Raw genomic sequence first — 18,847 nt, 5'->3', positions numbered from 1 at the left:
CTATTTTTTTTCCTTACTTATATTTTCTATTAAATTTTTATACAGACTAATTAACTTCTCTTCTTGAGCACTCCAACTTAAATCATATAAATTATTTTTATTAATCTTTGGTAATTCTTCCATTTCTTCAAATTCTAAGATTGCATTATAAATACTTTCTGAATCTAAGTCACTACATTTACCTAAGTTATACTTTTCAACAACCATTGATATATCTGGAAAATCAGATGCTAAAACAGGTATTTTAGAAAATGCATACTCAAAAAGTTTGTTTGGCAAACAGTAATAATCACTTAAAGAAACATTTTGAATAAAACAAAGCCCTACATCTGCACTTTTTGCGATAGGTACCACTTCTTTATGTGGAACTGAGTTGTGCACATGAATATTTTCATATTGATATGACAATTCTACTAACTTATCTTTAAGTGGTCCATGCCCTAAGAAAACTACATGAGAAGATATATCCTTATTTGTAAAAGCTTCAGTAATCAAGTCTATACCTCTTCCAACACCTAAAATACCTATATATAAAAATATTTTTGATGTTTTAGGTAGAAGAAATTTTTCACGAAGGTAGTTTTTGTCATAATTCTCTTGACTATCTAAAATATCAGGAGAGTTTAAAATAACTTCTGTCTTTTTTAATCCAATATTTTCTTCATACCATTTTGCGATAGAGGGACTTACAACAATTAGTTTATCTACAAACCTCCATAACCTTTTTTCAACAAATAAAGTCATCTTACCTAGAGTTTTACTTAAGGCATTCCTATCAGATTCTAGTTCATGTGCATCATATACAAGTTTTGATCCAGTAAATAACTTCACTATAACACCAAGTGGCAAAACCAATGTATCATGACAATGAATAACTTTTGGTTTTTGTCTCAATGCTTTAAACAACATCTTTGATGTTAGCTCTATTAATGACAGAGTGTGTCTTATGACATTTGGTAAAAACCTCCATTCTCTTGTTCTTAATATAATAGTATGGATTTTGATCCTATCAGATATTTTTGTATTATTTGATTTTTCTTTATCAAAAACACCTATACCACTAATATTATGAGTTTTAAATTCATTTGCAATACAATTCAGCTCTTTTAAAATCCTTGAATCAGTATTTATATCTGTATGTGTTAAATGTATTATATTCATTATTTAAAAATTTCCTTTCTATCTTTAAACTCTATTGGTGGAAAAATTAGTCCCATCAAAAACCATATTGGTATCCAAGTAAAAAAAGTTCCAAATGATGCTATACCTAATATTCCTGTTAATACAAGAAGACTGTAAAGAGTATATACGTTATTAAAATATAAATTATTATTATAGTTTAACTTCTCTTTAATAGCATTAAATAAATATATAAAAAAAAGTATAAAACCAATTATTCCTAGATGAGTAAATAGTGAACCAATAAAACTATGGACATATTTTCCTTCTCCAGTAGTTAACTTATCTACCGCCATATTTCCAAAAATAGGATTATAGTTAAAATGTGATGTAAAATCACCCCATAAAGCCAATCTACTATTAATGGAACTTATTTCACCTGAACCAAAGCCAAATATTCTTAACTTATCTAAGTCAATTTCTACAATATTTAGCATGAATATCAAAATAAATATAAATATAAAAATTGACAAAAATATAGATTTTAAAAGTTTATTAGCAAATCTACTAAAAAATATTTTTTTTATATTAAATTTTACACTATTTAGTAATTTTTTTGAATTAACAAAATTCAATAATACATAAAACACCGTAATACTAAGTAATAACCCAGTAATATTTACTAAAGTATTATTTGATCCTATCAATTGGGATAACAACATTATTCCAAACAAAACAACGCTACTTAGCAAGTAAATACTAAAGCTAATAAGTTTTACAAAAGTCTTTCTTCTTATGTATTTGTTAACAATGAGAAAAAACATTGTTATAAATGAAAATATAAGAGACGATATGATTAAAAAATTTCCTGCTCTTTGGTACATTCCATCAGGATCTACTATCAAAAATAAATCTCCTCTTATATTCGATGCTAATTCTACACTTGTATCAATAAGTAAAACAATAAAAGATACAACAAAAATAAAATAAAAAGAATTAAAAAATTTTAAAAACTGATTTGAGCTTAATACTTTTTCTTTTATATATTCTAAATTTAATGATATTAGTACTCCAAGTAAGTAAAATAATATTATTCCTCCTGTAGTTGCTATTGTATAACTTTTAATATCTTCTGGACGACTAAGAACTAAGCTACAAATGAAATATGTTAAAAACAAAGTTAAAAAGAAGAAAGATTTTTTCATATATATTCTTTTCTTTACCAGCATATCTAAAATCAATAAAATAGTACCAATAAATATTGAGAACATTAAAAGAATTAACGCTGAAGAACCATCAAAAATAAATTTTATATTTGTAAATAAATATATTAAAGTCACACCAAGCATTATAAAAAAAAGCATAAATCTAGCCAAAACTAACAAGAGGTAACTTCCTCAAAAACTATTCTATCTTCTTTATCCTCTAAGTGACAATTATGCCAAAGCAGTACAAAGTCACCATTATATTGTTTACATTTTTCTTTTAAGTCATTCATTCTATTTAGAACTTCTGCTTTGTAATCACCTTTCATTTTAGACTTATCTATTATTGTACATTCCATTACTATTAGTGGCTTTTCTTTTAATTTTAGTTTTTCTCTTGTTAGTATATTGAAAACACTATATTCATAACACACACCACATCTAAAGCCCTCTTTATCAGCATATCCGCATGTGCTATCCCATTGCATTAGGTTATCTTCCCAAATTTGCCAAGTAGTTGGCACTTCAAATCTCAAATAATGTTCTCTACCAAAAACGATTTTTGTATTTAGATTATTTTCCAATTCATTTTTTTCATTCTTTAATTGCATAGAATCATTGTAAGCATTGTATGTAGGATGAATGCCTATATTATGACCTCTATTTTTTATATTTGAAATAGTACTTTTGATTTTGATACTAGATGAGTCATAATGATTGTCATACTCCGTTTCTCCTTTTCCCATAAAGAAAAAATGCGTTTTTATACCAACCTTTTCACTTACATCCATCAGGTAATCAAATGTATCAAAAGGATCTTTAGCCACACCTAAAAATACTTTCACTTGTCGTATAAGATTTTTTACTGCCAATAGTAAGCTTTTTCGTTTTATTATATCACCAGCTATTTCTCTAACACAGTTGTTTACATTTGAATATTTTTGAATATAATCAATATCATGAGTCAAAAATGTTTGATAACATCTTGATTTGAATTGTAAATTACTATCAAGTTCTAAAAGATTTTTTTTAAACTCTTCCAAATATTCATTAACTATAGGTCTATCTAAAAAACCTTGTTTGTAAGCCAAGCTTTCAGTTGCAGGAAATCTGTTGTGAGAGTCTCTAGCTTTATTTACATATTCTTCCCACCTTGTGAGCATAAAAAAACTAGCTGCAAAGATATCTAGCTCTTCTATTTTTTGAGGTATATTTTCTAGTTTTAGATAGTCTAAATCTTTTGGGTATTTATTAAAAAAAGTATCTTTGATAGTCAAGACTTGTTTATTTGGTAACTCTATTATCCAATTTTTGCAATCATCATTCTGTATTACTTTAAAATCTAATCCTAAAAACTCATCAAATATGATATCTAGTATATATTTTCGCTCACAAATGTTATTGTTTGGTATAGTTATTTTTATCATTTTTTCAAATCACTAATAAAATTTCTTATTTTAAGTAACTTAGAATTAGTCTTTGTTATGTTAAAATATGGCTTCTGAATCGCTCCAAAACTTCTGAAATACTTTTCAATACTCTCTATCATACTACCTTCAAAATCAAAAGTCTTATTGTTTTCAAGAGCAAACTTTATACTTTCGTATAATACAACATCCATTCCCCCTAAGTCTTTAAAATCAGGATGAATACCACCCATAAGATAATAAACAGTATTGTCATCATATACTAAAAAATTTGCTGATATAACATTGTCTTCATATTTGGCAAAATACATTTTTACTGCATTATTTTCTCTACAAGCCTTATACAGATTTTTGACAAAATCTAAACTATAAGGTATGTTTCTTCCTTGTCTTTTAAATGTCATCATGTTTAGTTCATAAAATTTTTCTACATCATCACCTTCTACTACTTCTACACCAACTTCATTAGCTTTTCTTCTTCTTCTTCTTATATCAGTTTCAAGATTTTTTTCTAAATCTTCTAGCGTAATATTTTCTATAACATAAGTATAAAATGTAGTTTGTTCAAATCCTTCCCAATAAAAAGCTAACCAATTTGTAACTTTTTTATCAAAATTTTGTGTAAAGTAGTCAAACTTCGGTATTTTTTGAATAAGTGCAGTCATCATGTCCTTTTCCCAAGAAAGTCTTTTATAATATTTTTGTTTGGATGGATAATTGATATATATTCCCATAGTTTGTGTAAGTTGTGGCATTGTTAGTATCTCAAATATAATTTCACTTTTCCTATAAATAGGTAATGATGCAAATATTTCTCCCCCTTTTTCTACGAGCAAAACATCCCACGCATTTTCACCACAAATACTATCTAACCACCAATCTTTACTAAAAATAGGAATATCTTTTTCTTTTTCACAAAACTTTCTGTACTTTTCTTTATTTGTCACTGTAGTTCTCCCAATCTAACTTTTCTATTTCTTGACTAAACGATTTTATTTCATCTTCCTTTAATGATACTTTTTCTCTTAATTTTATTTCTGCTTTTTTAAACTCTGTTTTTTCATCGGTACTTATAAACTTTTGACACTTTTTTACTGTGTTTTCAAAATCATCTCCAAGCTCTTTATAATCTATCGATAGTAAGCTTTTTTTATCAAATAATTTACTATCTTCCAATATCTGTTTTTCTAAAAAATATATTTGCTTAACTATCTGTTCATAAGTGCTTAGTTTTTTCAGCTCTTCTACATTATATGGCATTATTGACCAAAAATCATTATCATTCAAGCCTTCTTTTCTTTTTGCTTTTAAGATAGACTGTGCAGTAAAGAGTGGCTCTCTTTTTATAAATATAAATTTTGCCTCTGGAAAACATTTGTGTAACAATCTCATTCTCTGTCCCGCATTTAGATTTTTAAAAATTAAAGGCTTATCAAAGTAGTTTATAACCGCTGTTAATTCATCTCTTATCTGATGTACAATTTCATCGGTTATCTCATCATAATCTATAAAGTGTTTATCATCACGAAGCCACTTGTACCAAAACCCTCCACACTCACTAGGAGAGTTTAATCCACAAGTAGAAGTATCTCCATGATCCGACTTAAAACAATCATGTGCTTTTTGTTTAAACAATTTATCACTTAACCAAAAACCAAAAAATAAATTTTTATAAAATTTACATACTAAATTATTCACATACAGTATATCTAGTTGGTTTGTAATTACTTGGTACAGAATTGTACTGCCAGTTCTTGGAGCTCCAATAATAAAGACAGGTTGATATTTTAGTGGTTTTAATAAGTATTTTTTGATAAACCTATCTTCCCATTTCTTAATAAATGGTGATAAAAAATTTACAAATTGTCTCATTATAAAAGATAAATACTTTTTTAAATTTAAATATTTGTGTATCAAATCATTTCCTTTTATTTATCAATATGCTAACTTTCACATCATTGTTAATCAATTATTAGTTTTCTTTTAGTTCTCTTAAATAAGTATTAGTTTTTTCAAAGAACTCCTCTACTTCATTCAAATCACTATTGTCCAAAACTTTAGGAGCAATCTTTTTTCTATTAATAAACCACTGTTTAAATTGATATAACAATCCACCTGTCAAGCCAATTTTTTCTCTAATTTTAAAACTTTTTAATGAAATAATCTCAAGTACTTCTAAAAAAATTGATTTTTTTAAAATTAAACTTTTATTATGCTTTCTATTTTGTAATTTTATATGCTCAATATTTAAAAAATTAAAAATATCATAATAAAATTTATCTGGTGAATTTTTAAAGTCCTCATAAAAACCTATAAATAAATTCTTACTTTCTATTAAGTTTTGAATCTGAGGAATATATAATTCATATGAATATAATAAATCATACCTAAATAATATTTTATTTTGACAAGCTTTTGGATAGTACAACCCTTGCTTTCTTCCTTTAAGCATTTTCCAACATTCTTTAAAATCTTCAGACAATTCTCTCATTTTTGGATCACTGTATGCCAATCTTTGACTATGCATAGAAACTGATGCTGACACTGGTTCTCTTAAAATAATAATAAATTTAGCATCTGGAGATAGTTGTAAAATATTCTTTATGGACATTTCACTATACATATTAAATACACTTGCATCTAATCTATATTTAGATTTTTTTGCTTCTAAGTTATTAAATAATTCTAAATATTCTTCAATATTTTTTATCAAATAATCACTTTTATTATCATAAAAAGTATGTGCATCAAAATATCTAGGTTCTTTCAATTCAGATATATATATTTTTTTGTGTTGTGCTAAATTATTTGCCAATGCAGTTGTTCCTGCTTTTGGTGCTCCGATAATAAATAAATTTGGAATAATACTATTCATTTTTATCCTTCATGATGTATGTTTGCAATAAATATAAATGGAAAATATAATACAGAGAGATATATACAACCATATAACGTAAATAATCTATAAATGCTATCTTTAAGTAATAAGAACTATAAAGTATAACTATATGCAAAGTTAATAAACCAAGTTGCCAATACATAACATTTTTATTTTTCATATAAACTTGATTGATTGCAGTTAGTGGTGAAACTATAAATTGTACTATAACTAGGAAAAGAATTATTCTTGCATATTCTCCTGCCTCTTTCCAAGCTTCTCCAAATACAATAATAAATATATCTTCAATAAAAAAATAAATTAAAGGAAATATTGCAATAGATAATATAAGTAATCTTTTAAATGTTTTTTTGAAAGAAACGATAGAAGTTCCTGTTCTCTTTTTTTCTTCAACTGCTTCTTGAAAAAATACTTGTCCAATAGACCCTCCAACTAAAGATGCTGGCATCTCAAGCACTCTTTGAACTAAAGAATAATATCCTAAAGTAACAATCCCGTAAAAAGTTGAAATAAAAATATTTGTAATATTTTTAGATGAAGTATTTGCCAAACCTGCCCATAGTGTGAACTTAGGAAAGTCTTTATATTTTTTGGCAAGCGCAATTATTTTAACTTTCGATATATTTGATATGAGTACTTTATCTTTTATGATGTTAACCAATAATTTAGTATTTGCAAAAAACTGTGAGAGTATATTTCCACTGATTAATCCTACTGCACCATTTTTAAGAAACCCTAAACTTAACTGTATTATTGCCTGTATTATAGACTTGATAATAGTAGCGTTTGCAATATCTTTATAATTTTTTTTACGATTATTAAAATAATTTAAAATGTTCCACAATCCAACAAAAAATACAGTTAGAGGAATAAAATAAAGCCAAAAACTTATGTCTTCATTATCTAGCAATTTAGTAAAGTAATCATTAAAAAGTGTGATAATAATAAGTAATATTAATGAAATAACAACTGTTATAATAAACCCTAAGGCAAAGATATTTATAGCATCTTCATCTTTTTTTGGAAGCATTATAGCAAGTTCATATCTACCATTTGCAATACTACCAAATATAGCTGTAATAGCTACAAATAAAGAAAGTACTCCAAAATCTTCAGGTGTATATATACGAGTTAATATAGGGCTTATAGCTATAGGTATAGCTTGTGCTATTGTAGTCCCTGTCATTAGAGTGAGGACATTACGGCTGAATTCTGATTTAGGTTTTAGTTTTTGTATCAATTACTTCACCACAAAACAAGGGTTTAATAAATCTTCTTTATTATAAACAACTTGAGTATTTGACTCATATTGATAGGTCATTTTTCCAGCATTTCTTACCACCGCATCAGCTGCAGCTGTATCCCACTCCATTGTTGGAGCTAGTCTTGGATATATATCAGCAATTCCCTCTGCTACCATACATAGTTTAAGGCTAGAACCTTTTGACACTTGTTCTACTTCTTTTGTATCTAAGTTATCTATAAATTCTTGTGTTTCAGAAGATAGGTGCGACTTTGATGCAACTACAAATAATTTTTCTTTTGGAGTGTTATTAGTTTTTAAAGGAAGCTTCTCTTCATTTTTAAAAGAGTTTGTTCCATCACTATAATACATATCATTTAGTGCAGGAGCATATACAACACCCAAAATAGGAGTATTTTTATGTATTAGTGCAATATTTACTGTAAACTCTCCATTTTTCTTAATAAACTCTTTTGTTCCATCTATTGGATCTACACAAAAGTAGTATTCCCAATTTTTTCTTATCTTATAAGATGTTTGTTTGTTCTCTTCACTCATTATTGGAATATTTGGATATAGTTTTTTTAAAGACTTACAAATAAGTTCATTTGATTTTGTATCTGCTTCTGTTAAAGGTGATTTATCATCTTTATAATCTATTTGAAAATCTTTATTATAAATTTCCATAATAAGTTTTCCAGCGTCTAATGCTATTTGTTTTAAGTCTTCTATTTTTACACCATTATATTGCATAATCGTTTTCATCTCCTTGAATATAACCATGTTTTATTAAATGGTTTATTACTATATCAGTACACTCTTGAACAGTATGTTTTTCTGTATTTATATGAATATGTGGTTCTTCTGGTTCTTCATAAGGAGAAGAGATACCAGTAAAATTTTTTATAGCACCTTCTCTTGCCTTTTTATACAATCCTTTAGGATCTCTGCTTTCGCATATTTCAAGAGGTGTATCTACAAATATCTCTATAAATTCATCATATTTTACAAGGGATTTAGCAATTTGTCTATCTGACCTAAAAGGAGATATAAAAGCGGTTAAAACTATAAGCCCACTATCTACAAATAGTTTACTTACTTCTCCTATTCTTCTAATATTTTCTATTCTATCTATTTCAGAAAAACCTAAGTCTTTATTTAATCCATGTCTTACATTATCACCATCAAGAAGGTATGTTTTTCTTCCTCTTTTAAAAAGTTCTAATTCAACTGCATTTGCAATAGTAGATTTTCCTGAACCTGAAAGTCCTGTAAACCAAAGAATACAAGGTTTTTGAGAAAGAACTCTTACTCTATCTTCTTTTTCTACATGTTGCTTGTGCCATATTATATTTTCATTTGTTTCGTGTTTTTTTTCTATCATTTCACATACTTCTTTTTTACAAACTTTACTATTGTTTTTACGGCTTCTTCAACAGATAGTTTATCTGTATCTATCATTATTTCTGCATGTTGTGGTTCTTCATATACATCATTTACCCCTGTAAAATTTTCTAATTCTCCTTTTAGTGCCTTTTCATATACACCTTTATAATCTCTTTTTTTACAAGTTTCAATATCAGCTTTTACATAAACAACTATATTATTCTGAACCATTTCACGTATAGCTTTTCGTGATTCTTTATATGGACTTACAAAAGATGCTACAGTTGACACTGAGTTTTTTTGTAATGTTTTTATAAGATGACCTATACGATGCATATGTCTATTTCTATCTTCTCTAGTATATCCAATATCTGGTATTACATCTCTTATATCTTTTGAATCTAATCTTTCAATTGGAATATCTAGTTTTTCTAACTCTTCATAAACTCTATTTGCAATTGTTGTTTTACCTGAAAGGGGAAGTCCTGTAAACCATAGATTAAAAGGTTCTATTTTTTTTCTTCCCCATTTTATTTTAAACCAAGCTCTTTCATGTGCCCAATAAAGTGCTATTTTTGCTACCCACTCTAAAGCACCTGCTGCAATAGCCAAATCAAGTCTTCCAAAAAATACATATACTATGATAATAGTAGTTGTTGTTGCAACTACTCTCCATGAAAAACCTTTTACTAGGGATCTTTTATTTGTGTCTTTGTACATTTATAAAATCTCTTTACATCCCCACTCAGGGAAGTTATCTCTAATATATTGGTTTAAAGCTATTTCAGCTTTTGTATACTCTCTTAACTCTTCATCTTTACCTTGAGTTTCTACTGCATCTACAATCATACCAGCACCAACTGTTGAGTTTGTATATCTATCAATGATAATAAAACTTCCAGTATGTCTATTTTCATAGTATGAATCAACAGCAATTTGTCTATCTACAGATAATGAACATTTTGCAATATCATTTAATTCAAGGCTATCTGTAAAAATTTCTTTAAAGCTATTGATATCTTTTTTGAATTCAATTGCTTTAAATGAACCATTTATAACAGAAGTAGCTCTTTTAATAATATAGCTATTATTTAACTCCATTGGTTTTTCATCCATCCAAACTACCATTACATTTAGTTTGTTTGAAACTTGAGGAATAGAGTTTGATTTAACAATCATATCTCCTCTTGAAATATCAATTTCATCTTTTAGTGTAATTGTTGTTGCCATTGGTGCATATGCTGTTTCAATAGTCTCAACAGTTTCATCTTTTCCAATTGGTCTTAAGTCTTTAACATCATTTGAAACAATTGATTTAACAACTGATATTTTTCTTGATGGTAAAACTGTAATTTCATCACCAACAGATATTTTACCACTTGCAATAGTTCCAGAAAAACCTCTAAAGTTTAAGTGAGGACGTGAGACATATTGAACTGGTAATCTAAAGTCATCATTCTCATCATGGTGAATCTCTACACTATCAAGTAACCTCATTAATGGAAGACCTTCATACCAAGAACATTTAGCAGAGTTTGAAACAATATTATCTCCATCTAATGCAGAGATTGGAATATAGTTAAAGTTAATATCCGCATTTCCAGGAAGATTTGGAATAATCTCTTCATAATCTTTTTTAATCTCTTTAAATCTTTCTTGGCTAAAGTCAACTAAGTCCATTTTATTAATAGCAACAATTAGGTTTTTAATTCCTAATAATGAAGCGATATAAGAGTGTCTTTTAGTTTGAGTTAAAACACCTTGTCTAGCATCAATAAGAATAATCGCTAAATCGGCTGTACTAGCCCCTGTAGCCATGTTTCTTGTATATTGCTCGTGACCTGGTGTGTCTGCAATAATAAACTTTCTTTTATCAGTTGAAAAGAATCTATAAGCAACATCAATAGTAATACCCTGTTCTCGCTCACTTGCTAGTCCATCAACTAAAAGTGCAAGGTCAATTTTATCCCCTGTTGTACCACTTTTTTTAGAGTCTTTTTCAATAGATGCTAATTGGTCTTCAAAAATCATTTTTGAATCATAAAGAAGTCTTCCAATTAGAGTACTTTTACCATCATCAACTGAACCACAAGTGATAAATCTAAGAATCTCTTTGTGTTCATGCTCTTTTAAATATTGTTCAATATTTTCAGCAATTAAATCTGATTGGTGTGCCATTAAAAATACCCCTCTTGTTTTTTCTTCTCCATTGATGCGTCACCATCACTATCAATTAATCTACCTTGTCGCTCGCTTGTTGTACAAACTAACATCTCTTGAATAATCTCAGGTAAAGTAGTTGCTTCACTTTCAACTGCTCCTGTTAGTGGATAACATCCAAGTGTTCTAAATCTCACTTTCTCTTTTTTAGCAGTCTTTCTTAACTCTTCTGGCATTCTTTCATCATCTACCATGATTTTTGTACCCATGTATTCAACTACTTCTCTTTCTTTTGAGAAGTATAAATCAGGAATAGGTATTTGTTCTAAATAGATATATTGCCAAATATCAAGCTCAGTCCAGTTTGATAATGGGAATACTCTAATAGACTCACCTTTTGTGTGTCTTCCGTTATAGATATTCCATAACTCTGGTCTTTGATTTTTTGGATCCCATCTATGGTTTTCATCTCTAAATGAGTAAATTCTTTCTTTTGCTCTAGATTTTTCTTCATCTCTTCTTGCCCCACCAAATACTGCATCAAACTTTTGAATATCTAGCATTTGTTTTAGACCTTGAGTTTTCATAATATCTGTATGTAAAGCAGAACCGTGTTTAAATGGAGAGATATCCATCTCAATACCTTTTGGATTAGAGTAAACGATTAATTCCATTCCTACTTCTTTAGCTCTTCTATCTCTAAACTCAATCATCTCTTTAAATTTCCATTTAGTATCTACATGTACTAAAGGAAGTGGCGGAGGTGCAGGGTAAAAAGCCTTTTGTAAAATATGTAGCATTACAGAAGAGTCTTTTCCTACTGAGTAAAGCATTGCTGGGTTTGAAAACTCAGCTATTACTTCTCTCATAATATGCATTGATTCAGCTTCTAATTGTTTTAAATGTGTAAGTCTTTCTTCTGTAATTTGCAATTTATTTTCCTTTTATATAATTGAATTTTATTTTATAATCTATTAGATATGTACTTAATTTCCTCATCTGTTAAATAAGGGTTCATAGGTAAACTCATAATCTCTTCTGAAACTATTTCAGAAATAGGAAAATCACCTTTTTTATATCCTAGGTATTCAAAACATTCCTGAAGATGTAAAGGCATAGGATAATGCACTGCTGTCGGTATGCCATTCTCTTTTAAAGAGGATTGTATATTATCTCTATTTTTTACTCTAACTGAGTATTGTGCCCAAGCAGAAGTTACATTTTTAGCAACAAAAGGCAAAATCAAATCTTTTCCAGATAAAGCTTTTGTATATTTACTTGCAACTTCTTGTCTTAAAGCTAAATCTTTTTTATAATATTTTAATTTTACATTTAGAATTGTAGCTTGAATGGTATCAAGTCTTCCACCCATACCTATATACTTATGATGATACCTTTTGCTTTGTCCATGAACTCTTAATGATTTTATTTTTTCTGCTATTTCTTCATTATCAGTAAATACTGCTCCTCCATCACCAAAACATCCAAGTGGTTTAGCAGGGAAAAAAGACGTAGTTGAAATATCACCCCATACAGAATCTGTCATATTATTAAAAGTAGAACCAAAACTTTGTGCTCCATCAATTATCACTTTTAGATTATGTTTATTTGCAATATCTTGAATTTTTTGCATATCTGCTGGTTGTCCATAAAGAGATACTGGAATAATTGCTTTTGTTTTAGAAGTAATTTTAGCTTCTATTAAATCTGGATTTATATTATAAGTCTTTTCATCGATATCTACAAAAACAGGAGTTGCACCTAGAAATGCAATTGTCTCAGCTGTTGCAATGAATGTAAATGGAGTAGTAATTACTTCATCACCTGGTTTAATATCAAGAGCCATCATAGCAAGGAGTAAAGCATCTGTACCAGAACTACATGTGATTGCATGTTTAGCACCGGTAAACTCTTGAAGTGACTCTTCCAATTGACTAACTTCTTCTCCCATTATATAATTAGACTTATCTAAAACAACATGAATTGCTTCATCTATTTCTGTTTTGTATAATTGATACTGGTCTTGTAGTTTTGCGAAATCTATTTTCACTATTTTTCCTTATTCTTCAATTAAAACTACTTCATCATTTTGAAGTTTATATTTTGTATTATCAAATGAATCTATAGCGATGTTATTTTCATCAAATTCCAATCTATTTCCTGCAACTGATACCCATCCAATTTGCCTTGCAGGTACTCCTACCATTAAAGCAAAATCTTTTACATCTTTATTTATTACAGAACCTGCTCCTACTAAAGCATATCTACCAATTGTATTACCACATACTACTGTTGCATTTGCACCAATAGAGCAACCTTTTTTAAGAAGTGTTATTTTAAATTCTTCACGTCTAACTATAAATGCTCTTGGATTTGTAACATTTGTAAATACCATAGAAGGTCCTAAAAAAACATCATCTTCTACTTCAACACCTTCATAAATAGAGATATTATTCTGAACTTTGACACCATTTCCAATATTTACTTTTGGTCCAACAACACAGTTTTGACCGAAACTACAATTTTCTCCTATTGTAGTCCCTGATAATACATGTGAAAAATGCCAAATTTTTGTACCATCTCCTATATTTACATTTTCATCAATATACGATGATTCGTGTGCAAAATACTTAACCATTATATAATCTTTTTACAAAATGGATGATAATCATCTTTTAATCCAATAGGTGTCATTTTTCTTATTTGAGACACTATTTCTATTGACCCATAGGCTTCTTCTAATCCAAAGCCATTCCCTGCTAATATCTCTTCATAAGATCTAGTATGCAAGTCTTTGAAACCGCCAGAAAACTCTATTTCTTCACCTTCAACAGTGATTGATCTAAATGTAGTTTGCCCTTGAGCTTTTACTTCTTCTGGAATATAATCGTAATTTACAGATAAAAACCATCTTACATTTGCATTTTTAAGTCTTAATAATCCTGCGTTTGCATCTGGCTGTTTTAAGTGAACAATATTCTCTTTTACTTCACCAAAAATCCATGAAAGCATATCATAGAAATGTACTCCAATATTCGAAGCAATTCCACCTGATTTATTCTCATCGCCTTTCCATGATACAAAGTACCATTTACCTCTACTTGTAAGATATGTCAAGTCAATATCATATATCTTATTTGGTTTTTGTTCTAACTCTTTTTGAACTCTTTCTTTTAAAGCTATAATTGAAGGATGAAGTCTAAGTTGCAAGATATTATTTACTTTTTTACCTGTTTCTTGTTCTATTATTTTTAGTTGATCAATATTATGTGGATTTAATACCAGTGGTTTTTCACAAATAGCATGTGCCCCACTTCTAAGTGCGAATCTAATATGTGCATCATGTAAATAATTTGGTGTTGTAATTCCAATGTATTCTATTCTCTTTTCATTTTCCCTATGGTATTTATCAATAAATCTATCAAATCTTTCAAATTCTGTAAAAAAAGAAGCTTGTGGAAAATGAGAATCCATAATTCCTATTCCATCATAAGGATCTAGTGCTGCTACTAGTTCATTTCCTGTTTCAGTAATAGCTTTCATATGTCTCGGTGCGATATAACCTGATGCACCGATAAGTGCAAAATTCTTTTTATTCATTTATAGTCTCCATGTTGGTTTTTCTACTATACCTTTTACATCAATAACTATAGCTTCTTTATTTGACATAGAGCTATAATCTTCTGTTGATATAGTTTTAAATTGTTCATGCCCTACTGCAACAATTATAGAGTCATATTTATTACTATTTAAAGGTAATGAATCTAAAAAATTTAAATGTTTAGTTTCTCTATCACTTTTGTCTACCCAAGGATCAAATACTTCTATATTGCACTCAAACTCTTTAATTTCATCTATAATATCAAGTACTTTTGAGTTTCTCATATCTGGACAATTTTCCTTAAAAGTTACACCTAAAATCAATACATTTGCGCCATTTAATTTTTTATCATTTTTTACCATGTATTTAACAGCTTTATCTGCGATTAGTTTACTCATACTATTATTTATTTGTCTTGCTCCAAGAATTAAGTTTGGCATATATCCTAAACTTTGTGCTTTATAAGTCAAGTAATAAGGATCAACTCCTATGCAATGACCACCAACTAATCCAGGGAAAAGTTTAATAAAATTCCATTTTGTTGCAGCTGCTTCTATTACATCTTTTGTATTTATATTCATTCTATCAAATATCATAGCAAGTTCATTTATGAGTGCTATATTTACATCTCTTTGAGTATTCTCTATAACTTTTGCAGCTTCTGCTACTTTTATAGTAGGAGCTAGATGTGTACCAGCTTTAATAATTGACTTATATAATTTATCAACTTTTTTTGCAACTTCAGGAGTACTACCTGATGTTATTTTAAGAATTTTAGTTACAGTATGCTCTTTATCACCTGGATTTATTCTTTCTGGAGAATACCCACAATAAAAATCTTTATTAAAAACCAAATCTGATTCTTCTTCAAGAATTGGTACACAAACTTCTTCTGTGACACCTGGATAAACAGTAGATTCATAAATTACTATATCATCTTTTTTAAGTATATTACCAACTGTTTTTGTCGAACTAATAATAGGACTAAGATTTGGCTCATTATCACTATTAATTGGAGTAGGTACTGTTACTATATAAATATTGCAATTTTCTATATCTTTTGTATCAAGTGTAAACTTCATATTATTTTTAATACACTCATTTACTTGTATTTCATTTAGTTCTTGAGTTCTATCAAAACCATTTTTCAGTTCATTTATTCTTGCCTCATTTATATCATAACCAACTACTTCATATTTTGAAGAGAACGCATGTGCCAATGGAAGTCCCACATAGCCAAGTCCAATTATACATATTTTATTATTCATTTATATTTACCTTTAATTTCATAAAATTCTTTATACCATTTTACAAACTTTTTAATACCATTTTCAAGTATTGTATTTGGTTTATACTCAAAATCATTTATCAAATCACTTACATCTGCATAAGTACTTTGTACATCTCCATCTTGCATTGGTAAAAAGTTCTTTTTAGCTTCTTTGCCTATTGCTTTTTCTAAAGTATTTATAAAGTCCATTAGTTTTACAGGAGCATTATTTCCTATATTATATATTCTATAAGAAGCTGTTGACTTATCCAATGGAAGATTTTTCTCAAAATCAACCTCCAATGAATTTGAAGTTTCTATTGGCTTAGCTGGATTATCTATTACTTTTATAACTCCATTTACTATATCATCTATATAAGTAAAGTCTCTACTCATATCACCATGATTAAAAACTTTTATTTCTTTATCATTTAATATTGCATTTGCAAAAAGCATAGGTGCCATATCTGGTCTTCCATATGGACCATAAACAGTAAAAAAACGAAGACCTGTAGTACATATACCATAAAGATGTGCATAAGAATGTGCCATCATTTCATTTGATTTTTTTGTAGCAGCATAAAGAGATACAGGATGAGCAGTATGGTCTGTAGTTTTAAAAGGTTGTGATTTATTTAATCCATACACAGATGAACTACTTGCAAAAGATAAATTTTTAACATTGTAATTTCTACAAGCTTCAAGAATATTTAAAAATCCCACTACATTACTTTGAACATAAGCATGGGGATTTTCAAGTGAGTATCTAACTCCCGCTTGCGCTGCAAGGTTACATACGGCATCAAACTTTTCAGTTTCAAAAAGATAGTTTATCGTTTGAGTATCTTCTAGATTTGCTTTGATGAATTTATGGTTTGGATAAGTTTTTGAATATACAATCACATTGTCTTTTAAATCTTCTTTGCTTATTCCTAATTCATTTAATCTTGCATATTTTAAGTTTTGATCATAATAGTCATTGATATTATCAAAGCCTACTACCTCATCACCTCTTTGCAAAAGTTTTTTGGCAAGATGATAACCTATAAAGCCTGCTGTTCCTGTTACGAGTATTTTCAAATCTTTATTGCCTTTTATTTTAGTGGCAATATTGTATTTAAACTATGTTTTAATTTTGGTTAAATCAAATGACATATTTTAAACTTTTTTGTGATTTTTTATAGTGGCTCGAATGAATTCAAGGTTTTATTTAGCTATTTTGGAAGCGCGAATTTATCCGTACAAAAAGTGTGCAAAGAAAGAAAGACCCGAATGAATTCGGGTTTCCTTTAGCTATCGCTATTGAAGATATCTCTTGTATAAATTTTTTCTTCTACATCCTTTATATCTTCTGAGATTCTGTTTGCTACAATTACATCACTTATTTTTTTAAACTCTTCTAAGTCTTTTATAACTTTTGAATTAAAAAAGTCTTCTTCTTCTAGTACTGGTTCATATACTACAACTTCAATACCTTTTGCTTTAATTCTTTTCATGATTCCTTGAATAGCACTTGCTCTAAAATTATCACTTCCTGATTTCATCACAAGTCTATATATACCTACTTTTATATCTTTTGTATCGTTTGATAATTCTTTTGCTTTTTTAATAATACTATCAGAAATAAAATCTTTTCTTGTGCTATTGGCATCTACTATTGCACTTATTAAATTATTTGGTACATCTTCATAGTTTGCTCTTAATTGTTTAGTATCTTTTGGAAGACAATATCCTCCATATCCAAAACTTGGGTTGTTATAGTGATTTCCAATTCTTGGATCTAATCCTACACCCTCAATTATCTGTTTTGTACTAAGATTATGAGTTTGTGCATAAGAATCAAGTTCATTGAAAAATGCTACTCTCATAGCAAGATATGTATTTGAAAAAAGTTTAATTGCTTCTGCTTCTGTTGAGTCTGTAAATAGTATGTTTATCTCTTCTTTAATAGCTGCTTGTTTTAGAAGTGTCGCAAAAATTTCGGCTCTTTTACTTTGTTCACCTACTATTATTCTACTTGGATATAAGTTGTCATATAAAGCTAAGCCTTCTCTTAAAAACTCAGGACTAAAAATAATATTTTCACATCCAAATTTCTCTTTTAAAGATTTTGTATATCCAACTGGAATAGTTGACTTAATAATCATCACTGCATCTTTATTTATACTTAATACATCTTTTACTACTGCCTCAACACTTTTTGTATTAAAATAGTTTGTTTGAGTATCATAGTCTGTAGGTGTTGCAATAATTACAAAATCTGCATCTTTATAAGCTTCATTTTTATCTAAAGTTGCTTTAAAATTTAAATCTTTTGTTTGTAAATACTCTTCAATCTCTTTGTCTTCTATTGGTGACTTTTTATTGTTTAATAATTCTACTTTTTCAGGGATAATATCAAGGGCAACTACTTCATTGTGTTGAGAAAGTAAAACTCCATTTGATAGTCCTACATATCCAGTACCTGCTATTGCTATTTTATAATTTTTATTTTGCATGATAATTTATACCTTATTTTTTGATTTTATTGTATAAAA

General features: G+C 28.4%; 18 protein-coding genes. All 18 read right to left on the bottom strand.

Annotation, left to right across the window (positions count from 1 at the left end; genetic code table 11):
• On the bottom strand, window positions 1-1,161 hold the full coding sequence (locus CP960_RS01765) for a glycosyltransferase (RefSeq protein WP_101183520.1): 1,161 nt from the start codon (window positions 1,159-1,161) through the stop codon (window positions 1-3).
• On the bottom strand, window positions 1,161-2,483 hold the full coding sequence (locus CP960_RS01760; RefSeq protein WP_133121127.1) for a hypothetical protein: 1,323 nt from the start codon (window positions 2,481-2,483) through the stop codon (window positions 1,161-1,163). The genes CP960_RS01765 and CP960_RS01760 overlap by 1 nt, the downstream gene beginning before the upstream one ends.
• A gap of 14 nt (window positions 2,484-2,497) precedes the next feature.
• Complete coding sequence (locus CP960_RS01755; protein ID WP_101183518.1) at window positions 2,498-3,751, bottom strand: polysaccharide deacetylase family protein; 1,254 nt, start codon at window positions 3,749-3,751, stop codon at window positions 2,498-2,500.
• Complete coding sequence (locus CP960_RS01750; protein ID WP_101183517.1) at window positions 3,748-4,698, bottom strand: GNAT family N-acetyltransferase; 951 nt, start codon at window positions 4,696-4,698, stop codon at window positions 3,748-3,750. The genes CP960_RS01755 and CP960_RS01750 overlap by 4 nt, the downstream gene beginning before the upstream one ends.
• Window positions 4,688-5,668, bottom strand: a complete 981-nt coding sequence (locus CP960_RS01745) for a sulfotransferase (protein WP_101183516.1) — start codon at window positions 5,666-5,668, stop codon at window positions 4,688-4,690. Before CP960_RS01745 ends, CP960_RS01750 begins: the two co-directional genes overlap by 11 nt.
• A gap of 55 nt (window positions 5,669-5,723) precedes the next feature.
• Complete coding sequence (locus CP960_RS01740) at window positions 5,724-6,626, bottom strand: sulfotransferase (protein WP_101183515.1); 903 nt, start codon at window positions 6,624-6,626, stop codon at window positions 5,724-5,726.
• Window positions 6,619-7,890: a lipopolysaccharide biosynthesis protein gene (locus CP960_RS01735; RefSeq protein ID WP_133121126.1), complete on the bottom strand. Its 1,272-nt coding sequence runs from the start codon at window positions 7,888-7,890 to the stop codon at window positions 6,619-6,621. The genes CP960_RS01740 and CP960_RS01735 overlap by 8 nt, the downstream gene beginning before the upstream one ends.
• On the bottom strand, window positions 7,891-8,646 hold the full coding sequence (gene cysQ / locus CP960_RS01730; RefSeq protein ID WP_101183513.1) for a 3'(2'),5'-bisphosphate nucleotidase CysQ: 756 nt from the start codon (window positions 8,644-8,646) through the stop codon (window positions 7,891-7,893).
• A complete protein-coding gene (gene cysC, locus CP960_RS01725; RefSeq protein WP_101183512.1) occupies window positions 8,636-9,277 on the bottom strand; it encodes an adenylyl-sulfate kinase in 642 nt (213 codons plus the stop codon). The genes cysQ and cysC (CP960_RS01725) overlap by 11 nt, the downstream gene beginning before the upstream one ends.
• A complete protein-coding gene (cysC, locus tag CP960_RS01720) occupies window positions 9,274-9,999 on the bottom strand; it encodes an adenylyl-sulfate kinase (protein WP_101183511.1) in 726 nt (241 codons plus the stop codon). The genes cysC (CP960_RS01725) and cysC (CP960_RS01720) overlap by 4 nt, the downstream gene beginning before the upstream one ends.
• Window positions 10,000-11,457, bottom strand: a complete 1,458-nt coding sequence (gene cysN / locus CP960_RS01715) for a sulfate adenylyltransferase subunit CysN (protein ID WP_101183510.1) — start codon at window positions 11,455-11,457, stop codon at window positions 10,000-10,002.
• Window positions 11,457-12,371 (bottom strand): sulfate adenylyltransferase subunit CysD, encoded by a 915-nt coding sequence (gene cysD / locus CP960_RS01710; RefSeq protein ID WP_101183509.1) that lies wholly within the window; start codon window positions 12,369-12,371, stop codon window positions 11,457-11,459. Before cysD ends, cysN begins: the two co-directional genes overlap by 1 nt.
• Before the next feature lie 32 nt (window positions 12,372-12,403).
• Window positions 12,404-13,489, bottom strand: coding sequence for a DegT/DnrJ/EryC1/StrS family aminotransferase (locus CP960_RS01705; RefSeq protein WP_101183508.1), 1,086 nt, complete (start codon window positions 13,487-13,489; stop codon window positions 12,404-12,406).
• Between the two features lie 9 nt (window positions 13,490-13,498).
• Entirely contained in the window at window positions 13,499-14,077 is a 579-nt protein-coding gene (locus CP960_RS01700; protein ID WP_101183507.1) for an acyltransferase, read from the bottom strand.
• Window positions 14,077-15,039, bottom strand: coding sequence for a Gfo/Idh/MocA family protein (locus CP960_RS01695; protein WP_101183506.1), 963 nt, complete (start codon window positions 15,037-15,039; stop codon window positions 14,077-14,079). Before CP960_RS01695 ends, CP960_RS01700 begins: the two co-directional genes overlap by 1 nt.
• Window positions 15,040-16,308 carry a nucleotide sugar dehydrogenase gene (locus tag CP960_RS01690; protein ID WP_101183505.1) on the bottom strand — a complete coding sequence of 423 codons (1,269 nt, stop codon included), beginning with the start codon at window positions 16,306-16,308 and terminating at the stop codon, window positions 15,040-15,042.
• The gene (locus CP960_RS01685) at window positions 16,305-17,390 is read right to left on the bottom strand and encodes an NAD-dependent epimerase (RefSeq protein WP_101183504.1); all 1,086 of its coding nucleotides are present in this window, start codon (window positions 17,388-17,390) and stop codon (window positions 16,305-16,307) included. Before CP960_RS01685 ends, CP960_RS01690 begins: the two co-directional genes overlap by 4 nt.
• A gap of 209 nt (window positions 17,391-17,599) precedes the next feature.
• Window positions 17,600-18,808, bottom strand: coding sequence for a nucleotide sugar dehydrogenase (locus tag CP960_RS01680; RefSeq protein ID WP_101183503.1), 1,209 nt, complete (start codon window positions 18,806-18,808; stop codon window positions 17,600-17,602).
• Window positions 18,809-18,847 lie beyond the last annotated feature (39 nt).

This window comes from Malaciobacter halophilus (assembly GCF_002837275.1).
Taxonomy (GTDB): Bacteria; Campylobacterota; Campylobacteria; order Campylobacterales; family Arcobacteraceae; genus Malaciobacter; species Malaciobacter halophilus.
The sequence above is the reverse complement of the archived record's forward strand: the minus strand, read 5'-3'. Positions and strand labels throughout refer to the sequence as shown.

Coding starts and splice junctions, on each gene's coding strand:
- CP960_RS01765 (WP_101183520.1), bottom strand. CDS start 1,161: ATGAATATAATACATTTAACACATACAGATATAAATACTGATTCAAGG.
- CP960_RS01760 (WP_133121127.1), bottom strand. CDS start 2,483: ATGCTTTTTTTTATAATGCTTGGTGTGACTTTAATATATTTATTTACA.
- CP960_RS01755 (WP_101183518.1), bottom strand. CDS start 3,751: ATGATAAAAATAACTATACCAAACAATAACATTTGTGAGCGAAAATAT.
- CP960_RS01740 (WP_101183515.1), bottom strand. CDS start 6,626: ATGAATAGTATTATTCCAAATTTATTTATTATCGGAGCACCAAAAGCA.
- cysQ (WP_101183513.1), bottom strand. CDS start 8,646: ATGCAATATAATGGTGTAAAAATAGAAGACTTAAAACAAATAGCATTA.
- cysC (WP_101183512.1), bottom strand. CDS start 9,277: ATGATAGAAAAAAAACACGAAACAAATGAAAATATAATATGGCACAAG.
- cysC (WP_101183511.1), bottom strand. CDS start 9,999: ATGTACAAAGACACAAATAAAAGATCCCTAGTAAAAGGTTTTTCATGG.
- cysN (WP_101183510.1), bottom strand. CDS start 11,457: ATGGCACACCAATCAGATTTAATTGCTGAAAATATTGAACAATATTTA.
- CP960_RS01700 (WP_101183507.1), bottom strand. CDS start 14,077: ATGGTTAAGTATTTTGCACACGAATCATCGTATATTGATGAAAATGTA.
- CP960_RS01695 (WP_101183506.1), bottom strand. CDS start 15,039: ATGAATAAAAAGAATTTTGCACTTATCGGTGCATCAGGTTATATCGCA.
- CP960_RS01690 (WP_101183505.1), bottom strand. CDS start 16,308: ATGAATAATAAAATATGTATAATTGGACTTGGCTATGTGGGACTTCCA.
- CP960_RS01680 (WP_101183503.1), bottom strand. CDS start 18,808: ATGCAAAATAAAAATTATAAAATAGCAATAGCAGGTACTGGATATGTA.